Annotated in this window: 16 protein-coding genes; 11 read left to right on the forward strand and 5 right to left on the reverse strand. The window is 31.8% G+C overall.

Annotation, left to right across the window (positions count from 1 at the left end; translation table 11 throughout):
* Position 1: 1 nt before the first annotated feature.
* Entirely contained in the window at positions 2 to 1,222 is a 1,221-nt protein-coding gene (locus tag Q0935_RS00950; RefSeq protein ID WP_299381570.1) for a thioredoxin-like domain-containing protein, read from the reverse strand.
* A 40-nt stretch (positions 1,223 to 1,262) separates the two neighbouring features.
* Positions 1,263 to 1,544 (reverse strand): DUF3817 domain-containing protein, encoded by a 282-nt coding sequence (locus tag Q0935_RS00955; RefSeq protein WP_299248041.1) that lies wholly within the window; start codon positions 1,542 to 1,544, stop codon positions 1,263 to 1,265.
* A gap of 103 nt (positions 1,545 to 1,647) precedes the next feature.
* On the opposite strand from Q0935_RS00955, the gene Q0935_RS00960 reads away from it, so the two are divergent.
* From Q0935_RS00960 to Q0935_RS00970, 3 genes are all read left to right on the forward strand, one after another.
* Positions 1,648 to 4,476 (forward strand): pitrilysin family protein, encoded by a 2,829-nt coding sequence (locus Q0935_RS00960; protein ID WP_299381573.1) that lies wholly within the window; start codon positions 1,648 to 1,650, stop codon positions 4,474 to 4,476.
* Between the two features lie 124 nt (positions 4,477 to 4,600).
* Positions 4,601 to 5,518, forward strand: a complete 918-nt coding sequence (locus Q0935_RS00965) for a serine hydrolase (RefSeq protein ID WP_299381576.1) — start codon at positions 4,601 to 4,603, stop codon at positions 5,516 to 5,518.
* Positions 5,519 to 5,528: 10 nt separating this feature from the next.
* Positions 5,529 to 8,366 carry an Npt1/Npt2 family nucleotide transporter gene (locus Q0935_RS00970; RefSeq protein WP_299381580.1) on the forward strand — a complete coding sequence of 946 codons (2,838 nt, stop codon included), beginning with the start codon at positions 5,529 to 5,531 and terminating at the stop codon, positions 8,364 to 8,366.
* Here the strand turns inward: Q0935_RS00970 and Q0935_RS00975 are convergent.
* Together Q0935_RS00975 and Q0935_RS00980 are read right to left on the reverse strand one after the other, a co-directional pair.
* Entirely contained in the window at positions 8,363 to 9,676 is a 1,314-nt protein-coding gene (locus Q0935_RS00975) for a serine hydrolase (protein WP_299381583.1), read from the reverse strand. The two genes, Q0935_RS00970 and Q0935_RS00975, sit on opposite strands and share 4 nt — an antisense overlap.
* 8 nt (positions 9,677 to 9,684) lie before the next feature.
* Positions 9,685 to 12,588, reverse strand: coding sequence for a PEP/pyruvate-binding domain-containing protein (locus Q0935_RS00980; protein WP_299381586.1), 2,904 nt, complete (start codon positions 12,586 to 12,588; stop codon positions 9,685 to 9,687).
* 198 nt (positions 12,589 to 12,786) lie between these two features.
* Here Q0935_RS00980 and Q0935_RS00985 point away from each other — a divergent pair, with 198 nt between their 5' ends.
* Positions 12,787 to 13,215, forward strand: a complete 429-nt coding sequence (locus tag Q0935_RS00985; protein WP_299381589.1) for a PepSY-like domain-containing protein — start codon at positions 12,787 to 12,789, stop codon at positions 13,213 to 13,215.
* A 74-nt stretch (positions 13,216 to 13,289) separates the two neighbouring features.
* On the opposite strand, the gene Q0935_RS00990 is transcribed toward Q0935_RS00985, so the two are convergent.
* Entirely contained in the window at positions 13,290 to 13,442 is a 153-nt protein-coding gene (locus Q0935_RS00990; protein WP_055437241.1) for a YqaE/Pmp3 family membrane protein, read from the reverse strand.
* Between the two features lie 214 nt (positions 13,443 to 13,656).
* Here Q0935_RS00990 and Q0935_RS00995 point away from each other — a divergent pair, with 214 nt between their 5' ends.
* From Q0935_RS00995 to Q0935_RS01025, 7 genes are all read left to right on the forward strand, one after another.
* Entirely contained in the window at positions 13,657 to 14,253 is a 597-nt protein-coding gene (locus tag Q0935_RS00995; RefSeq protein ID WP_299381592.1) for a GNAT family protein, read from the forward strand.
* Positions 14,254 to 14,466: 213 nt separating this feature from the next.
* The gene (locus Q0935_RS01000) at positions 14,467 to 15,777 is read left to right on the forward strand and encodes a DEAD/DEAH box helicase (RefSeq protein WP_299381595.1); all 1,311 of its coding nucleotides are present in this window, start codon (positions 14,467 to 14,469) and stop codon (positions 15,775 to 15,777) included.
* Positions 15,778 to 15,887: 110 nt separating this feature from the next.
* The gene (locus tag Q0935_RS01005) at positions 15,888 to 16,751 is read left to right on the forward strand and encodes a winged helix-turn-helix domain-containing protein (RefSeq protein ID WP_299381597.1); all 864 of its coding nucleotides are present in this window, start codon (positions 15,888 to 15,890) and stop codon (positions 16,749 to 16,751) included.
* Between the two features lie 208 nt (positions 16,752 to 16,959).
* Positions 16,960 to 17,466 carry a redoxin domain-containing protein gene (locus Q0935_RS01010; protein WP_299381600.1) on the forward strand — a complete coding sequence of 169 codons (507 nt, stop codon included), beginning with the start codon at positions 16,960 to 16,962 and terminating at the stop codon, positions 17,464 to 17,466.
* Positions 17,467 to 17,610: 144 nt separating this feature from the next.
* Positions 17,611 to 19,008: an NAD-dependent succinate-semialdehyde dehydrogenase gene (locus Q0935_RS01015; protein ID WP_299381603.1), complete on the forward strand. Its 1,398-nt coding sequence runs from the start codon at positions 17,611 to 17,613 to the stop codon at positions 19,006 to 19,008.
* A gap of 270 nt (positions 19,009 to 19,278) precedes the next feature.
* On the forward strand, positions 19,279 to 19,494 hold the full coding sequence (locus Q0935_RS01020; protein WP_299381606.1) for a KTSC domain-containing protein: 216 nt from the start codon (positions 19,279 to 19,281) through the stop codon (positions 19,492 to 19,494).
* Positions 19,495 to 21,270: an AAA family ATPase gene (locus tag Q0935_RS01025; RefSeq protein ID WP_299381608.1), complete on the forward strand. Its 1,776-nt coding sequence runs from the start codon at positions 19,495 to 19,497 to the stop codon at positions 21,268 to 21,270.
* Positions 21,271 to 21,287 lie beyond the last annotated feature (17 nt).

Here is a 21,287-nt window from a genome sequence, read left to right on the forward strand (position 1 = left end):
TTTACTCTTTTAGCAATTGCTGAATCCTAGTTTCTAAAGCCTGACCAGAGATCTTTTCGCTAGCAATATTTCCGTTTTTATCTATTAGTAGTTTAAACGGAATAGATTCTACGCCATAACGAAAAGCAATGCTTTTATTTTTATCAATAACATGATAATCCCAAGTTAAGCCATCTGTAGCTATAGCATTTAACCATTGTGCTTCTGCCTTGTCTTCACTAACACTTAAAATTTCGAAGCCTTGGCTTTTGTATTTTTTATGTAGTGCCACCAAGGTTGGATTTGTAGCTCGGCATGGCCCGCACCAGCTTGCCCAAAAATCTACTAAAACCACTTTGCCTTTAGGTATTGATTTTAGAGACACTGTTTCTCCATAAGGATTTAGGCCACTTATTTTATAAGCTTTTGGTCTGTATTCACCCGTAAAATTCTCTTCAACTTTATGCGCTACTACAACTGGTAAACGTTTTTCAATTTTAGACTCTTTTTCTACAATTAAAGAATCTATAGACTTAGAGAAATCTAAATCTCTAATATCTGGAGATAGACCATTGTAAAGTGCTCTCAGTGTTTTTGGATTATAAGTACGAATGTTTTCTTTTACTAAAAAGACGGCTACGTAAGAGTTAGAATGGTCTTTAATATAGGTTTCAATAAAACTATTTTGTTCTGCAAATAATGATAAACGATCTTGTTTTAGTTTCTTTATGTTTTCTGCAGAAAAATTTCCTTTTAAACCATAATACAAAGCCATGCCTTTGTCTTTAAAAACAGTCATTTGCGAAGTGTAATCGTTATATTCTTTTTGTACAGTAGAAGTAGAGTATGATGTAGAGTGATCGATACGTTTATTTAAAAACACATGAATTTCCGATGCATCAACTAATATAGAAAAGCTTTTATTTTTGTTTCTAATTTCCGAAACACGATACATCGAAGGTACTTCGGCTAAACCTTTAAATTGAAATTTAGCATCACTAACCGTTGTAGAATCTACTAAAGCAAAAGAATCATCTTCAGCTTTAAAGAGATAAATGTTTGTGTTTTCTAATGAGAACGAAGTGCCTTTAATTAGAAACGCGTTATCATCTTTTATAGAAGTTACTTGGTCTTTAACAGTTTTCTTTTGTATTTCTAAAGTATTTTCAGGTTTAGAAGATTGTTTGCACTGAAACAATAGAAAACTAGCTATTATGATAGCAAAACGAGGGAAATTGGACATGAATTCGGTGTTAATTACCGAATAATACAACAATTTCTAATTATGCTAAGGGTTTTAAATACTTTTTATCGACATAGAACGTTCCAAAAGGTATAAGAGAACCTAATAAAATGATAATAAATGTTTTAGTATCCCATTTGTAAGTAATGCGTAAAAACACAGCTAATGCAACATAGGCTACAAAAAGTAAACCATGAGGCATACCAAGTAGTTTCACAAGTTCGTCGTTACCATTAGGCATACGTTTATATATTGCTGCTCCTGCTAATAATAAGTACGAAACACCTTCTAATAAAGCTACAATTCTAAATGTTTTAAGCATAATTTTTTTTTAGATTTTAAAAATGTAAAGTTAAGAAATGTCATATTTCAATCCTCATTTATTTATAATAATTATCTTTATCAAAACGAAAAAAACAATCAACATGCGTTTATTAAACAAAACACTCTTATTAGGTACTATTTTATTTTCAATAGGTTGCTCTAATAAAGAAGCAGAAGTGGAAACAAAAGATGTAGAATTTAAAATTGACTACGAAAAATTCACTTTAGACAACGGTCTAGAAGTTATTTTACACGAAGACCATAGCGATCCTATTGTGGCAGTTGCTACCATGATGCATGTGGGTTCTAATAGAGAAAAACCTGGACGTACTGGTTTTGCTCACTTTTTCGAGCACATGAGTTTTAACGATAGCGAAAATGTTCCTGTAGGAGCAAATCGTAAAATGATACCTGAGTGGGGAGGCAGCAGAAATGGTGGGACTTCTAACGATTATACGGTGTATTACGAAGTAGTGCCAAAAGATGCCTTCGAAAAAATCCTTTGGATAGATTCAGATCGTTTTGGATACATGATTAACACCGTAACCACCGAAGCTTTGGAGCGCGAAAAGCAAGTAGTAAAAAACGAAAAACGCCAACGTGTAGATAATGCGGCTTATGGTTATACAGACGAGATTAAGCGTAAAAACCTATATCCAGAAACACATCCATACAATTGGACTGTAATTGGTGCTTTGCCAGATTTACAAGCAGCAACAATAGACGATGTAAAAGAATTTTATAAGCAATATTATGGCGCAAGCAATGCTTCTTTAGTTATTGCAGGAGATATTGATATTGCAGAAACAAAAGCACTTGTAAAAAAATGGTTTGGAGAAATACCTAGCGGTCCAGAAGTAGAAGCTTTGCAGCCAATGCCAGTGACTTTAGAGGAAACTAAATCATTGTATTTTGAAGATGGTTTTGCAAAATTACCGGAGCTACGCATGACTTTTCCGACAGTAGAGGAGTATAATAAAGACAAATATGCACTAGAAATTTTAGGAGATCTTTTAAGCGGAAGTAAAAAAGCACCACTATACAAAACCATTGTAGAAGAACAAAAATTAGCACCTAATGTTGGTACTTACCAAAGTAGTAGTGAACTAGCAGGAGAATTTGTTTTTAGAGTAAGAGCTAATGCTGGTACAGATTTAGACCAAGTAAAAGCAGCTATAGACGAAGGTTTGTCGCGTTTTGAAAAAGAAGGTGTAAACGAAAAAGATTTAAAACGTATTAAAGCAGAATTAGAAACGAGCTTGTTTAGAGGTGTGAGTACAGTTTTAAATAAAGCGTTTCAGTTGGTAGAAGATAACGAATTTAAGGGAGACCCAAGTTATATTACACAAACCGCAAAGCTTACCAATGCAGTTACTGCAGAAGATGTTATGCGTGTGTACACTAAATACTTAAAGGATAAGAATTATGTAATGACGAGTGTTGTACCAAAAGGAAATTTAGATTTAGCTGTAGCTGAAGCTGAATTGGCTACCGTTTGGATTGAAGAAGTTAAGAAAGATGTCGCTAACGAAGAGGTAAGCCAAGGTGCAGAAGCTGTTTATACTAAAACAGAATCTAAACACGATAGAAGCGAACCTGGTTATGGCGAATTACCATTGTTTAAATCTCCAACGGTTTGGACAGACGCTTTAAGTAATGGCATGCAAGTTTACGGCATAGAAAACAACGAAGTGCCTTTAGTGCAATTCGATATTACTATTCCTGGCGGACATTTACTAGATCCTATTAACAAGTCTGGAGTTGCTAGCTTATTAAGCGATTTAATGATGGAAGGTACTGCAACTAAAACACCAGCAGATTTAGAAGAAGCAATTGGTTTGTTAGGTGCAAATATTAATACCTATTCAACATTCGAAGATTTTCATATTACCGGTTCTTGTTTGGCTAAAAATTTCGATGAGACTATTGCATTAGTAAAAGAGATTATTTTAGAGCCGCGTTGGGATGAGAATGAATATAACAGACTTAAAAAAGCTTTAGAAACCAACTTAAAAGGTAAAGAGGCTAATCCTAATAGTATTGCATCATTGGTTTATAACAAGTTAATATATGGCGAAAATCATATATTTTCTGTACCAAGTTCTGGAACACCAGAATCTACTAACGCTATTACTATTCAAGATTTAAAAGATTATTACCAAAAACTGTCGCCAGAGAACGCAACATTTCATATTGCTGGTGCATTAGACAAAGCAGCTATTAAAAATACGTTAGCTTCTTTAAATAATTGGAAGACTAAAAGTGTCGCTATTCCAGAATACCAATTACCAGAAAATACAGCTAAAAATCAATTGTATTTTGTAGACTTTCCAGGAGCAAAACAATCTGTCGTGTTAATAGGTAAATCGGTATTATCACAAGAAAGCGAAGATGCAAATAATTTAAGTTTTGCAAACGAAATTATTGGAGGTGGATCTAGCGGTAAGTTATTTCAAACCTTAAGAATTGGTAAAGGGTATACCTATGGTGCGTATTCAAATGTGGTGGCTAATAAAACAGTATCTCCTTATACTATTAGAACAAGTGTAAGAGCAAATGCGACTTTAAAATCGTTAGAAATTATTAAAGATATGGTTGCTAATTATGCTCAAAATTTTTCTGAAACAGAAGTAGAGCTAACTAAAAACAAAATACTTAAAGGGAACACAAGAGCTTTCGAAAGTTTAGGAGCACAATTAGGAATGCTTAGAAAAATTAGTAAATACAACTTGTCTAAAACATTTACAGAAGACGACCAGAAAGAATTGGTAAATATGTCTTTAGAAGATTATAAAAATATTATTAATAAATACTTAGTTGAAGAAGACATGATTTATGTAATTGTTGGTGATAAAGCCACACAGTATAATGAAGTTAAAAAGCTGGGTAAAATAATTACAGAGTTAGATATTTATGGTAATAAAATGTAGTTTTAAATAACTGAAAAACAGTAAATTAAATCTTGAAAATTAACATTAATTTTGATTTAAATGTATGATATTTGGCACGTAATTTGTAAATGATGTTCTTTACAATAAAATCTTGAAAAATTAAATGAATAACACGATAAAAAATGCCGTTTCAATACTAGTGTTTTTGATTAGTATATTAGGTTTTTCACAAAATGAATTACCACTAAAAAGTACAAGACTAGAGATTGATCCCATTGCGGATTTGCAGAATGCAGATTTGCAAAAAATATTACAAACTGAAATTTATAAGAATTCTGAGTGGAAAGGACTAATTCAAAACAAGAAGATGTCCATAGCTATTGTAGATTTAACAGACCAATGCAACATTAAATATGCTGGTTTAAATGATGACCACATGATGTATGCTGCAAGCTTACCTAAAATAGCTATTTTATTAGCAGCTATGGATGCCATAGATAAAGGTGAGTTAGAAGATACAAAGGAAGTTAGAAACGACATGCGATTAATGATTAGTAAATCTAACAATCAAGCTTCTACAAGAATGATTGATCGTGTTGGGTACGATAAAATTGAAGCTGTTTTAAGAGCTCCTAAAAATAAACTTTACGACGAAGAAGTTGGTGGTGGTTTATGGGTTGGAAAACGTTATGCAGCAGGTGGTAAACGCCATCCAGAACCTATGAAAGGCTTAAGTCATGCAGCAACAACAAAGCAGGTATGTAGTTTTTACTATCAGTTAGCAATGGGTAACTTAGTTAGTAGTGCACGTTCTAAAGAGATGTTAGATATAATGAAAGATCCAGCACTACACCATAAGTTTGTTAATACGCTAGATAGAATAGCACCAAAAGCAACAATTTATAGAAAATCGGGTTCTTGGAAAAACTACCACGCAGATTCTGCTCTTGTTTGGGGACCAAAACGTAAGTATATTATTGTAGCATTAATTGAAAACGATTTAGGTGAACAAATCACAAGAAATTTAGTTGTACCAATAGAGAAAGTTTTAAAGAAATCTCATTCTTCATTAAAAGTATAAATAACTTTATTTGCCTTTACTAAAAAACATATTTAATAAAACATTTGGACTAAGAGATGGTGAAATATACATCTCTTTTTTAATGCAGTTATATATCTTTTTAATTATAACAGTGTTATTAATTGTAAAGCCAACGGTTAATGCAATATTTGTTAATCAATTAGGTGCAGATAGTTTGCCGTATGGTTACTTGCTTGTAGCGTTGGTTGCTGTGCTTACTTCAATATTTTATAATAAAGCAGTTAAAGCCTTTTCGTTGCTAAAAGTAACTATAGGCTCTTTAATAATTTTTAGTTTAGGGTTTATAGCATTAAGTATTATTTTACATTTTAATGCTCTCGATAAAGCATTGCTATATTTTTATTATTTAAGTATTTCGCTTTTTGCAGTTATTGCAACTTCTCAGTTTTGGATTTTAGCCAATATGGTTTTTAACGCAAGAGAAGCCAAGCGTTTATTTGGGTTTATTGGAGCAGGAGCAATTGCTGGTGGTGTATTTGGAGGTTATTTAACGAGTATTATCGTATCTTCTTACGGTAATAAATATGCCATTTTAATGGCAGCGCTACTTATTTTATGCTGCATTCCAATTATTAAGAAAATTTGGAATTTAAGAATTCTAAAAATGACAAGTTACGTTAGGAAACAACGTAAATACAACGAAACTACTACTCAAGATTCTTCATTTAAACTCATATTAAAATCTAAACATTTAACTTACTTAGCATTAATTACTGGTATTGGTGTTATTGTAGCTAAACTAGTAGATTTTCAATTTAGTGATTTTGCTAATAAAGCTATTTCAGATTCAGATGAATTAGCCTCTTTTTTCGGCTTTTGGTTTTCAACTTTTAATGTTATTGCTTTAGTTCTGCAACTGTTTGTTACCAATCGTTTTTTAAGTAGATTGGGCGTTTCTTCTACATTACTAATATTGCCTTTAGGTATAGCTTTAGGGAGTTTACTGTTTTTAACCTTTCCAGAATTATGGGTTTTAGTTATAATAAAAGGAATAGATGGCAGCTTTAAACAATCGCTAAATAAAGCAGCTGTAGAATTGTCTATAATGCCAATTCCTAATAATATTAAAAATCAGGCAAAGTCTTTTATAGATGTGGCAGTAGATAGCGTCGCAACAGGTATTGCTGGTTTTTTACTTATCTTTTTAATTAGAAGATTAGATTTAGACACCTCGTATATTACGGTTATCATTTTGCTTTTTGTCTTTATTTGGATTCTTTTAATCTACAGACTTCGAGAAGCTTATTTCAATTCTTTTAGAACTAATATTCAAAAAACGTTAGTTGCTAATACTAAGATAGAAAAAAGCATTAAATACGAAACGACTTTGGTTGCTGCTAGACGGATTCTACATTCTGGAGCAGAAACCGAAATTTTAAGCCTTTTAGAGCAATTAAGTTCTTATAGGATTATCGCTTTAAAGGATAGTATTATCAATTTATTAGAGCATCCATCAAATAAGGTGAAAACAGAAGCTATAAAGGAGTTGTTTCAATATGATAAAGGAACTGCTATTAATAAAGTTGAAGCTTTAATTACGGAAGAAAATGACGATTTAGTTTATACTGCTTTAGATTATATTATGCAGCATTCTAATATAAATGCGAATGCATTTTTTGATAAGTATTTAAACCACGAAACCGATTATATCTCTAATGCAGCCTTGCTATGTCTTGCAAAAGAAGGTGTAAACAATAATAAACTATCTCTTAAATATAATTTACAGACTAGAATTGCAGAGCTTGTTAGAGCTCTAAATACACCCGAAGGATTTAGTAGAAAAGAAGCTGTAGCAAAGCTATTAGTAACTATTGCATATTCAGGAATCGAGAAGTTTTATCCTTTTATAAATGTACACTTAAATAATAGAGATCCATATATAGTAGGTTATGCTATTAAAGCAGCAGGTATAACGGCTAACGAACGTTTTATAGATGAATTGTTACAATACTTATCGACTAAAGAGCATAGAAAACAAGCAATTAAAGCGCTTAAAAATTATGGAACAGGAATTACCAAAACAATTTTAAACCTCAACAAATCTGAAGAGTTATCCGATAATATTAAACAACATTTACCTAAAGTAATAAGTGCTTTTAACTCTCAAAATTCTGTAAAAATTTTATTAAGATTACTAAAGAGTAAGGATGTAGTTATTAGGTTAGAGTCTGCTAAAGCATTATTAAAACTAAGACAGAAAAACCAATCGCTTTTTTACAACAAGCGTATTTTTAAGCGAGTAATATTAAGAGAAGGACGATATTATAAAAATACAATTAATGCTATTTCCTCAATACAAAACACTATTAATCAATCGCTTTTAGAACCTGAAAACGATAGTGATACCGAGGTTTTTATTGCTAGACAAAGTTTAATTGAGGTTTTAAATGAGCAGATTGATACCAGTTTAAAATGTATTTTTAAGTTATTAAGTTTGGTTTACGATGAAGCCGATATTAATGTAACTTATTCCGGTTTGTTTAGTGATGTTAAAGAGGCTAGAGTTAATGCATTAGAGTTTTTAGATAATTTATTAAATTCACAATTAAAGTCTAAAATTTTTCCATTAATAGAACATACTGTAATAGAAAATGACCATTTCGATTCTGCGATATTAAAAATTAATACAATACCAGAAAAAGCATACTTAACGATGCTAATAAAACGAAGAGGTAAACGTGTTAAATTAGAGATTTTACATCTTATAATGGTACTTGATAACAAAAAGTACATCCCTATTGCAATGCCTTTAAAGAAGCATAAAAATAAGGATGTTAAGTTTTTTGCTTACGCAACTATAGACAGTTTAACAGATGTTAAACCTTAATTACCGCCAGTATCATCTTTATCCTTAAAATTCTCGTCTAATTTAGCATCGGAGTTTTCGTTGTTCTTTTCAATTAAATCATCAATCTTACTCGCTAAATACATATGTGCTCCGGCAGAATTCTTGTTTAAAACGTTAGACATTAAACAAACAATGTATTTAGAACCGTTGTTTGGATGCTCAACTATAATAACGGAATTCATATAATTAAAAACATTTCCAGCATAATCCTTACAATTAGGATCTTTCTTTCTATCGCATTTGTAATAACTACCAGATTTAAAATATACAGCAGCACTGTCTAGTCTATTAGATTTTGCATAACGAATACGTCTATCTGTAGAGTAGAGCAGTCGTTTCATTTCAAGACTAGTCTTTTCATCTACAATTTTACCTTGTTCTAGTTTTACAAACCATTTCATTAAACCTTTTGGTGTGCCAATACTACCACCTTTTCTGCCCACATACTTATCTGCTGTACGTGTAAACATGCCACCAAGTCTCCAATCGTCTTCAGTTATTCCTAAAGTTCTTAAAGGTTCATTTACAACTGTATTTGCTAAGTTGGTTAAGCTATCTCTTGGTGTATCTTTAAAGTAGTTTTCGCCTTGTTCTTCAGTTAAATTAACATAGTCAGGACCAAAGGCAGCCATTAACATTGCTTCTCTGTACATAACACTTGCTGCACCATTATTACTCACAGAAACCATATGGTCTAACCATTCAAATAGCGAAAATTTATCGCTAGCAACTACTTGTCTTTTTGTTAATTTATCTTTTTCAATATCATAAATTGGCACAGTATGGTGATCTCCAGTGCCCCAATAACGAGAAGACACTTTAATATCTTTTAGGTACATAATACGCTGATCGAAATCGGTACAAACCTTAGCCATTTGCGTAAAAACTGCATTTAAAACAGCTATTTTACCAACACTTCCTGGTTGGTAACCTACATTTTCTCTATGTGCAGCATATTTTAAATCGTTAGCATTGGTCATGTCCATAACAGCCAAAGAATAAGCACCACTTGGTACCAAGCGTTTTATGCGTTCTGCAAATTCCTTATTCTCTACAAATAATGCTTTAATACTGTCTTCGGTTCTAGACGTTAGATTAAGTTTAATATCTGCTAACTTTTTATAGGCACCAAACGGAATACGGTTATAAGGCACACTGTCTATTTGCATTTTATGTATTTGGTACAAACGCTTAATTCCAGTACGCTGGTAGCCATCTATTGGGTAAGAAACAAACCCAAAAGACAATAGAATACAAAGACCAACTGCTGCGTAGAATATTTTTTTCATAATATTTTTTATAGTTTTTCTGAAAGACTAATTAATGTATTGCCTTCAATTTTTGGTGAGATAGAAGAGAGGTATTCCGAACTTTTCGCTTGCTTATTTTCCACAAACGGACGAATTTGAAACAACCACAATTTATCATCCTTAAAACCAAATTCTACATCGTAAGCTTGATTTGGAGTATCGGCATGTTGCACCATTTTTTTTCTAATTTCGGTTGCCAATGTTCTAATGTCACTAATATTACGAGCATTTAAAATTGGAGACTCAAAAGTTGTCGTATATTTTTTAGTACCTCCATAATCTGGAAGTCTTATATAATCGTTTTGTCTTGCAGGTGCTAATAATTCATCGGTTTTAGATGAAATTAAACGGGTCTCGGCACTTTGTCCATCTACAGCACCACCAGCACCACGGCTAAAAGCAACAGTTAAATCGTTATCATTTCCAGAGTTAATACCTTTAGTAATCATAACACCAGAATAATCAACATCTACACTTGGTATTATTAAAATAGAAGGAAATACATTTTCAGGATTACTTAAATATTTTTGACGCCATTTAAAGCTACGTTCTGTGTAAGCACTTGCCCAAACACGTTTAATACCTTTTACAATGGCATCTTCATCTTTAATATTAAACAGTGTTAAATTTAAACCAGCACCAGTAAACTCTTTCAAGTCTTCCATATTGGTATCACTACGTAAAAACACAGGAACATTACCAATTGTGTTTTCAAAAGCAGATTTAAAATTGGCTTTCATGTCTTCAACAAAACTATTCTCTAAAGGCATGTTTATAATAGCATCGTGTAGTTTCTTTAAGTTTTTAAGCTGAAATTCTTCAACTGTAGCTTCATCCGTTTTATTAGCACGCATATCATTAGCAACCGTAAAGGTAGCGTTTAGGTATTCCCAATAGGTTTTGTTTTGGTTTGGCATTTGAGTATTCATGTGCGATCTAAAAATTCCGAAAGGAATAATAATACCTTCCACAACTTGTTCAGGAAACAATTGCTTTAACTCACCTAAGTTCGCTGCTTTTGGTCCGCATAGTTTGCCAGAGTCTTTAGCATCAACATCACGCATATTAAGCACTTTAGATACATCTAAACGAATTTGATCTACAGGAACAGCAATAATATTTTTACTGCGTTCTTTTTTGCTAAAAAGCTCTTTTTCGGTAAAAGACATGTCGTCTTCAGCTTTAATAATCACACTACCTTTATTAGAAACCGCATAGAAAATGGTTTTACCATTGTATTTTTTCATTGCTTTTAAATTATCATAAGATAATGCAGCATTTGGTATTCCTAAATTGCGCGCTAAAAGTTGTACGTGAGATACTAGGTTACCTTCAGAAACCGTCATTATTCCAGCAACAGGTTTTAAATCGTGAGGTGGTTTTTCAAAAATATAAATGTTATTACTGTTTACTTCAACATCATCAGGATTACCATCTACAACAACCAATTCTCCAAAGGCATATCCAGGATTTAATCCTCTTATTGCACTTTGGTTTTCTATAGACATAACGTTATTGTTAATCTTAGACGTTTTAGAAACAAAAGCACCAAATTCGCTAACAGTTTCACCTAAACTTAAGGCAACGCTACTTCTAACGCGATCGTCTATAAAGCCATAAGATAATGGCTCGAAAGCTGTATACTCATCAACAATATCTTGATAATTTGCTTTAACCATTGCAGCACTCCATTCTACAACACTGCGGCTTGTGGTTAATAATTGATTTAAATCATTAATACTTAATTCGCTATTTGCAATTTTACTATTTGTTGTCTCTTCTATAGCATTGTATTCCCAATCTTCAATTAAACCAGTTCCCAATGCAGCACAAGACAAAGCACTAATTTTATCAAGGCTTTCTCCAGGTGTTGTGGTTTGCCAGTTTTGAGTTTCGGTAAGTAAAGTATGTTCTAATTGGTTAGATAAATCCAACAATTTCAAACGGTCTTTACTGCTTTTGTAACTTAGTATGTTACTTCTAATTTCGACTAAAATTGTTGCGATTTCAGAAATAAAAGAAGCTGAGGTATTATCATTTTTATTAGCAGTAATAAAATCTTGAATTCTTTTAGTTGTAATATTAGTACTTGGTAATGTTTTTAATTCCTCTTCCAGTCTTGTAAAATCGATAGGAGCGTAAAATTTATCCATGGTTGCTAATAACGCATCAAAATCCTTCTTTAAATCTTCTGGAATACTTTTAGTTTCCATAAAATCTTTAACAAGCTTAATATCTGTAACTTCTGGTTGCCCGTGAATTTTAATTCTAATATCCATAAACGATTTCAAGTCTTCAGAAATAGTTTTACTCTGGCTTCGCATTAATTGTGCAATATTATCATCGCCATTATGTGGGACATCTTTTAAAGCTTGTCTTAAAAAATAATAGTTAGCATCAATAAACTGCTCGTCTTTTAATAACCACTCAAAAAAGTCTTTTCCCCAAGTGTCTTCATCTTCACTTTGTATTGCACCTCTGTAGTATTGCGCTTTTTGTAAAACCCATCCATCATCCACACTAGCAAGGTATTTACCAATCTGGTATTGTTTTAAACGGCTAAATTTATGGTCACGATTTAAAAAATCATTTTGCTTTACAGCAGCAATAATTTCACCAAAATAAAGATGATTCGTTTTTCTTAAATTTAAAGCAGACTCTTTAAAACTTGCATGTTGTATTCCGCCTCCAATACTATCTGGACATGGATCTTTGGGCTCGCGCTCTGTATTATCTTCGCAAAACCATTTGATACGATTATAAGGACCTCTAGGATCTTTTTTATAAGCTTCAATTAAGTTTTTAATTTGTTTAGTAGAAAGTTCTTGAGCTTCAGTTTTTAAACTAAAAGCAATAAGAATAACAAGTAGTGAGATTATTTTTTTAAGCATTATTTTTATTAATTAATGTTTACACAAAAAAGATAGAGTGTTTTTTTGTGGGATTTTTTCTAACGGTATAATATATAAATTTTAACATTAGTATTGTAATTTATTTAGGTATTAAAGCACAGTGTTTTAAGATAATATTATAAATATTTTATTCTATAATTATTAAATTTACTCAATAATTAACTAAAAAATTGAATAATGAAGAGGAAAACATTTGTATTGGTATTTTTAAGTATTATAACTTTTTTCAGCTGTTTAAATACGGTTGAAGGTCAAACACCTAAATCGGTTAAAGAAGCCTTTCAGGCTAAATATCCTGGAGAGAACGATCCAGATTGGGAAATAGATGCACATGGTAATTTCGAGTCACATTTTAAAATTGATGGTATAAAATATAGAGCAGATTTCGCTCCAAATGGAAACTGGATTGAAACCGAAACAAGTATCGATAAAAAGGACTTACCAAAAGCGATTAAAGAGGCTATCAAGAAAAATTATGGTAACGAGAAAATTACAGAAGTAGAAAAAGTAGATAGCGCTACTAAAGGCGAATTTTACGATGTAGAGTTCAAGAAAAAAGGAAAAAATATGGACATAGAATATCGTGCCTCTGGTGTCGAACTATAAAGTTTTTAAGCACTATAAATTAGATATAAAAAGGATAATTCTATTAACAGGATTATCCTTTTTTTATGTTTTAATTACTTGCTAACGTAGAAAGCATGGATAACACCAGGAAACCAACCTAATAAAGTTAATAGTAAATTTACAATAAACTTACCTCCAATACCATGCTGCATTGCAACAGATAATGGTGGTAATAATAAATTGATAATAATTGTAATTAATGACATAGTGTTTTAGTTTAATTAATAAATTTAAAGGCTTAACAATAGCTTATTTTATTAATGAGCGATTGTTCTTTTTTTTGTTTAAAAGAATGAATTTTAAACCATTCAAAATAACAGAATTAATATAATAAATGTATTTAACAATTACAATTATATTTTAATAATTATAATCTAAAATAGAGACTTATTAATACCAACCAACTAAAGAGTAAATACAATGAAAATTTTAGACTTCAATACAAACCACACATTAGAAAACGACATTGTAAAACTAATACCATTACAGGCAGAGCATTTAAGCATACTATCAGAATTTGCAATTAACGAACCCGGTTTATGGGTATACTCGTTACAATCGGCTAGCGGATTAGATAACATGAAAGCCTACCTAAACAAAGCATTACAAGATAAGGCTAATAAAAAAGCGTATCCGTTTTTAGTATTAGATAAGCGCACAAATACATACGCAGGAAGCACACGTTTTTACGATTATCTCCCAGAATACCAAACCGTACAATTAGGCTATACTTGGTATGGTAAAGCGTTTCAAGGTACGGGCTTAAATAAAAATTGTAAATATCTAATACTGTCTTTTGTTTTCGATACCTTAGGAGTAGAGCGTGTAGAGTTTAGAGCAGATAATAACAACAAAAGAAGCATTGCAGCCATGAAAAGTTTAGGCTGTACTGTAGAAGGTGTATTAAGGCAAAATTGTGCCACACCAAATGGTACACGAAGAGACAGTATTATACTTAGTATTTTAAAAGAGGAATGGCTTGGTGGTATAAAAGAGAAATTAGCAGCAAGACTATAACTTTAAAGCTATCGTGTTATATTTTATTGAATATTAGATAGCAGCTATTTTTTCTTCTTTACTAGTTTAATAATCCAGTAGCCAATTATGATAGAAAATAAAATATATGCCATGCTTAGTGTTTTGAAAAATAGAGAAATAAAAGATTAACTCAAAAATAGAAAAAAAGAACTCAAACCAAAAACTGTAGTTATCTTTGCAAAAAAAAGAGTAATGTCAAACCAAAAAAAAACGCATAAAGCAATATTAGAGAAATTAGGTATCGAAGCACTAAATCCTATGCAGGAGGAAGCGTATTTATCTATTACATCTATTGCAAATACTGTTTTGTTGTCACCAACAGGAACAGGTAAAACGCTTGCGTTTTTATTACCTACAATAAGCGAGTTGTCTACTAAGTGCGAGAATGTACAATTACTAATATTAGTACCATCTCGAGAGTTAGCCATACAAATAGAGCAGGTAATTAGAGAAATAGGATCTGGTTTTAAAGCCAATGCTGTGTATGGTGGTAGACCATTCTCTAAAGATAAGATAGAACTCTCCCACGCACCAGCAATATTAATTGGTACTCCTGGTCGTGTTGCAGATCATTTAAGAAAAAAAACCGTTTCTGTAGAAGACATTAAAACGTTGGTTTTAGATGAATTCGATAAATCTCTAGAAATAGGATTCGAAAAAGAAATGAGCGAAATTCTAGGCAGCTTACCAAGCATTAAAAAACGTATTCTAACCTCTGCAACTCAGGATATGGAAATTCCAAGATTTGTAGGGCTTGAAAACGAAATAGTAATAGATTATTTACATACTAAAATATCTAACTTAGTTATTAAAAAGGTAATCTCTCCAGATAAAAACAAACTACAAACCTTAGTAGATTTATTACAGCATATTGGTAACAAACCAGGTATTATATTCTGTAATTTTAAAGATACTATCCAGTATGTAAGCGACTTTTTAAACACTAACGACATTCCGCACGGTTGCTTTTTTGGTGGTATGGAACAAATAGATAGAGAGCGCGCGCTTATAAAATTTAGAAACGGCTCTCATAAAATTATTATAGCTACAGATTTAGCCGCTCGTGGATTAGATATTCCAGAGTTAAACTTTATCGTGCATTACCAATTACCATTAAAAGCTGAAGAATTTACCCATAGAAACGGTAGAACAGCAAGAATGAACGCACAAGGAACAGCGTACGTTTTACAATGGGAAAACGAATACTTACCAGAATTTATTACATCTTCAGAAATTGTAAAACTTAAAGGCAGACCAACCAATATGGATAGTTTATGGTCTACTTTATTTATTTCTGGCGGTAGAAAAGATAAAATCTCTAAAGGAGATATTGCAGGCTTGTTTTTTAAACAAGGCGATTTAGAGCGTAACGAATTAGGTGTTATAGAACTAAAACAAGACTGTGCATTTGTAGCAGTCCCAAAAGCAAAAGCAGAAGCAATAGTCGAGAAAGTAAATAATAAGCACGTTAAAAAACGTAAAGTACGTGTTACCATTATTTAGTAGCATTTTTTGTAACTTTCAATTGTCAAAAAAGTGTAAAATAAGTGTCAACTGCTATTAGAAGTCACTAAATAGCAAGTTATTTACATCGATTTTAAAACACCAAAGCATTGAGAATCTATAAAGCATTTTTAGTACTAATAGTAGCACTAGTCTTTTTTTCGTGTAAAACCGAAAACACGACTAATACTTCGGCATTGGCTAAAGTTGCTATTAGAGAAGCCGGAAACCAACTGCTACTTAAAAATCAAGATTCTACATCATTAATACGTCCTGTTTTAGAATTAAAGACATCGGTTTTTAAACTAGAATTTAATAAACCGTTAGCCTTCGAGCCTAGCCAACTAGTAAAAGCAATAGAAAACAGTTTTAATAAAACAGCACTCGCTAAAAGCTACCGCGTAGAAGTATTGCAATGCACAGATAACGAAGTTGCCTACAGTTACGAAATTCACGAAACGCAAGAACGCACCATAATACCATGTGCAGGCCGTGCATTACCAGAAGGTTGCTATAGCATTAATATTTCATTTTTAGACAACCCTAAAGCTGCAAAAAGCTACACTTGGCTTTTATACTTTTTCGTAATAACGCTACTTATTGTTGTTTTAATAATGGTATTCAAAAAAAGGAAATCAGAAACAGTATCAGAAACGGTAACAAAAGCAATAGATACAGATTTCGAAAAGCTTGGCGTTTTTCAATTCTATCCAGAACAGAACAAACTTGTAAAAGCGGCAACAACCATTAGTCTTTCTAAAAAAGAATGCGAAATTTTAGCCATTTTTGTAGCCAACCCAAACCAAATCATTAAACGCGACGAACTCACCAAAAAAGTATGGGAAGATAACGGTGTTATTGTTGGCAGAAGTTTAGACACCTACATTTCTAAACTCCGTAAAAAACTAAAAGAAGACACTACCATAAAACTTACCAATATCCACGGAGTAGGTTATAAGCTAGAAATAGAATAACACGTTTTTATTCATTTTTATAGTATTTACACGCTTTTTAGCACCAAAAACGGTCATTTTCAGCTCTAACATGTCAATTTTGTAAAGCTCTCGCATAATTGTGTAACAGGTTTGCCTTGGTTTATTAGCACCTTTGTGTAAGCGAATTATTAAACATTAATACTGTTGGTTATTTCAACCTTCATATTAATTAAAACATATAGTAAAAATGATTAAACCAAGAGAAAAAGCACCAGAATTAAAAATAGAACTAGTAAACGGTACAACATGGAAATTAAGCGAGCAATCGCCAGAAAATTTCACGTTACTATTAGTATATAGAGGTAAACACTGTCCGGTTTGTAAAGGCCAGTTAGAAGAGCTTCAGAAAAAAATAGGTAAGTTTTCAGATCGCGGTGTAAACGTCATCGCCATAAGTGCAGATACTAAAGAAATTGCAGAAGAAACTTATAAAGAATGGGACATTAACGATATTCCATTAGGTTATAATTTTTCTATAGATGAAGCCAGAAAATGGGGATTATTTATTTCCGAAGGCATAAAACAAGAACCTAAGCATTTTGTAGAGCCAGGCTTATTTTTAATCACACCAGACCAAACAATGTATTGGGAATCTATCCAATCTATGCCATTTGGTAGACCACCATTTAACGAAGTCTTAGGAGGAATCGATTATATTCTAAAAGCAGATTATCCTGCTAGAGGTGAAGCCTAAAACTTCACGATTAACCATTAGTTAGTCCAACCATTACCATTAGCCTTTTATTAAAGGCCAAAAACACATTAAGCGTTATCATTTTAAAAGTTCATTAGTATCTTGAACAGATAGCGAGTACCATAAACTTAAAGACAAAACAACATGAGTAATACCACAGATAAAGGATTTGCAACCATTAATCCTGCTACCGAAAAAGAAATTAAACAGTATACTTACATGACGGAAGACGAAGCTGTTAAAGCAGTAGAATCTTGTCACGAAGCTTTTTTAGATTGGAAACTAAAATCTCTAGAAGAGCGTTCTAAAATTATTAAAGCAGTTGCCAAAACACTAGTTGAGGAAAAAGACGAGTATGCCACATTAATGACCCAAGAAATGGGAAAATTAGTAAAGCACAGTCACGACGAAATAGAGCTTTGTGCAGGCGTTTGCGAGTACACAGCAACCGAAGGCATCAAACATTTGCAAGATGAAGTAAGAACCATGGAAAATGGCGGAAAAGGAATCATACAACAAGCGCCAATAGGTGTAATATATGGCATCCAACCATGGAATTTTCCATTATACCAAGCCATTCGTTATGCTATTGTAAACCTAATGGCAGGAAACGGTGTTTTATTAAAACACGCTAAAAACGTAACCGGTTCGGCATTAAAACTAAAAGAAGTTTTCGAAAAAGCAGGATTACCAAAAAATCTGTTTACCGTTCTAATTATAGACCACGAAACGTCCGATAAAATTATCGAGCACAAATTAGTAAGAGGTGTTACCTTAACCGGAAGTTCTAAAGCTGGAGAATACGTTGCCCAAAAAGCAGCAAAAGTATTAAAAAAGACAGTATTAGAGTTAGGGAGTAACGATGCGTATTTGGTGTTAGACGATGCCGATATAGACCTAGCAGTAAAAACCAGTATTGTAGGACGTACCTATAACAATGGCGAAACCTGCGTTGCTGCCAAACGTTTTGTGGTGGTAGAAAAAGTGTACGACCAATTTAAAGACGCTTTTGTTAAAGGCATGAAAGCCGTTAATTTTGGAGATCCAATGGACAAAGATTCTAAATTAGGACCAATGGCTAGAGAAGATTTAAGAGACCAAATTCACGAGCAAGTAAAAGAAAGTGTAAGCAATGGTGCCACCATTTTATGTGGTGGGCAAGTGCCAGACGTTAGAGGTTACTATTATCCATCTACCGTTTTAGGAGATGTAAAACCTGGACAACCTGCATATAGCGATGAGTTATTTGGGCCTGTAGCCTCATTAATTAAGGCAAAAGATAACGAAGATGCCATGCGCATTGCAAACGATAGTCGTTTTGGGCTTGGTGGCGGCATTTTTAGTAAAGACGAAGACAAAGCCATACAATTAGCCAAAGACCATTTCGATACAGGAATGATAAACATTAACTCTTACGGTTTAGCACACCCAAACATGCCATTTGGAGGTGTTAAAGACTCCGGTTATGGTCGTGAACACGGCGGATTCGGTATTAGAGAGTTTGTAAATTCTAAATCCATTATGTTGAATAATAGCAAATAATTTATAATAGATTTACGTTTATTGTAGTAAAAGATCAAGTTGTAAAGCTTGGTCTTTTTTTTGTTTTAATATGAAATTTTAAGTTGTTGAGGTTTCCCGTAAGGATTGTGTTTTAGATTGATGTAGATTGCTAATGAAAAGACATGAGGTAATATTAAATTTCGGTAAGTGATTACTATATTATATTTATATATTTGGTACACTTATCTTTAAACTTATAGTTTACTCTGAAATTAATATTTAAACATTTAATTTTTAATAAGTTATAATATGAAAAGGAAAAGTGTAAACTCATCAAATTTATTTTCTATTGGTTATGATGAGTCTTTTATGATTTTAGAGATAGAATTTAAAGAAGGAGGAATATATCAGTATTTTAATGTTCCTAAATCTGTTTATTTAGGTTTGTGGAAAGCTTCCTCTCATGGAAAATATTTTGATAGGCATATAAAAAAAGCAAATTATAGTCAAAAAAAGGTAAGGTAAATGAAGATAAATAAATTAAAAATAAAGAATTGGAGATCTATTATAGATGAAGAGATTCAGTTTCAAGATTTAATTATTCTTATCGGTCAAAATAACCATGGGAAATCGAATGTTTTAAGTTCAATACTATTTTTTTTCGGAGAAATAAAAATTCAACAACTTGATTTTAATAAAGATTCAGATGAAATATTTGTAGAAATTGAATTTTCTGATTTAAATGAAACTGAAAAAATAACATTCCAAAAGTATGTTTCTTCAGAAAACACTATAACTGTTAGAAAAACAGCTAAAAATGATTTAAGTTTAAGTTATAATGGTTTTATTCAAGAACCTAAGTTAGATTGGTTGAAAGAGTCAAATGTTGGCACGTTTTCTAAAAGAGAGGAAGCTGAAAAGCTACCTTTAAAACAGTATTTACCGGTAGCAGGAAGAATTACAAAAACTGATTTTATAACAGCACAACAAGATTATGTTAAAGCTAATTTTGATAAAATAAAATTTGATTACAAATTAGAGGAAACAAATTTTTTAGGAGCAACAAATGTTGCTAAAGGTATTTTTGGTGATTTATTTTTTATTCCTTCAATTAAAAATGCATCAGATGAGTTAAATCCTAAAGGTAATAGCTTTTTCGGTCAATTGTATACAAAGGTAATTAATAGAATTTCTGAGAATAATCCAGAATTTATAGACGCTAAAAAAAGAATTATTGAATTATCTAAAATATTAAATAAAACTGATAAAAATGGCGGAATCAATAAGGATAGACCCAAAGAACTTACTTCATTAGAAGGCTTATTAGATGATGAACTGAAAAGTTGGGATACTAAAATTGATATTCAAATTACGCCTCCAAATGTAGAAGATATTTTCAAAGTGGGAGCAAATGTTTCTTTAGATGATGGAATTAAAACAGATATTACAAGAAAAGGGCATGGTCTTCAAAGAGCTTTAATTTTTGCATTAATAAAAGCTTGGGCAAAAGTTTTAAAATTAGAAAGAGAAGAGCAAGATAAAAACGAGAGTTCAAATAGAAAAGCTTCGAAATCAACTTATTTTATTTTTGAAGAACCAGAGTTATTTTTACATCCTCAAGCACAAAAAGAATTATTTGCGTCTTTAATTAATCTTTCAAATGAAGAAAGTCAAGTAGTTTTGTGTACACATTCAAGTTCTTTTTTGGATTTAAACTATCATAAATCCATATGTATTGTAAAAAAAGAAAATATTGAAGTAGGAACAAAGGTGTTACAATTTACAAATGATATTTTTGAGGAAAATGAAGATAAAAAACAATTTAATTTGAGTTATTGGATTAATCCAGAAAGAAGTGAATTGTTTTTTGCTAAGAAGGTTATCTTAGTTGAAGGGCAAACAGACAAAACAATACTGCCTATGTTAGCTAAAGATTTGGATATATTTAGATATGATTTTACAATCATAGATTGTGGGAGTAAAGACAGTATACCTTTGTATATTAATTTATTAAATAAATTTAAAATTAAATACTGTGTCGTATATGATAAAGATCATCAAGAAGGTAAAAGTGATCAAGCTATAAAGACAGCAGACAAAATCACTAATATCATTGAAGATATAATAGATATCGGTTTAGGAAAAAGTATGGTATTAGTAAACGATATTGAGGAAGAACTTGGTATGTTTGAGAAAGGCGGAAGAAATAAGGCGTATGCTGCAATAAATTTTATAAACTCTGATAAGTACGCATTGTCAAATAGTTTTAGAAATAAAATTATAAGTGTTTTTAGTGAATAAAATTTCACATAAAAAAT

Origin of the sequence: uncultured Lacinutrix sp. (assembly GCF_947500605.1) — a bacterium.
Classification (GTDB): domain Bacteria; phylum Bacteroidota; class Bacteroidia; order Flavobacteriales; family Flavobacteriaceae; genus Lacinutrix.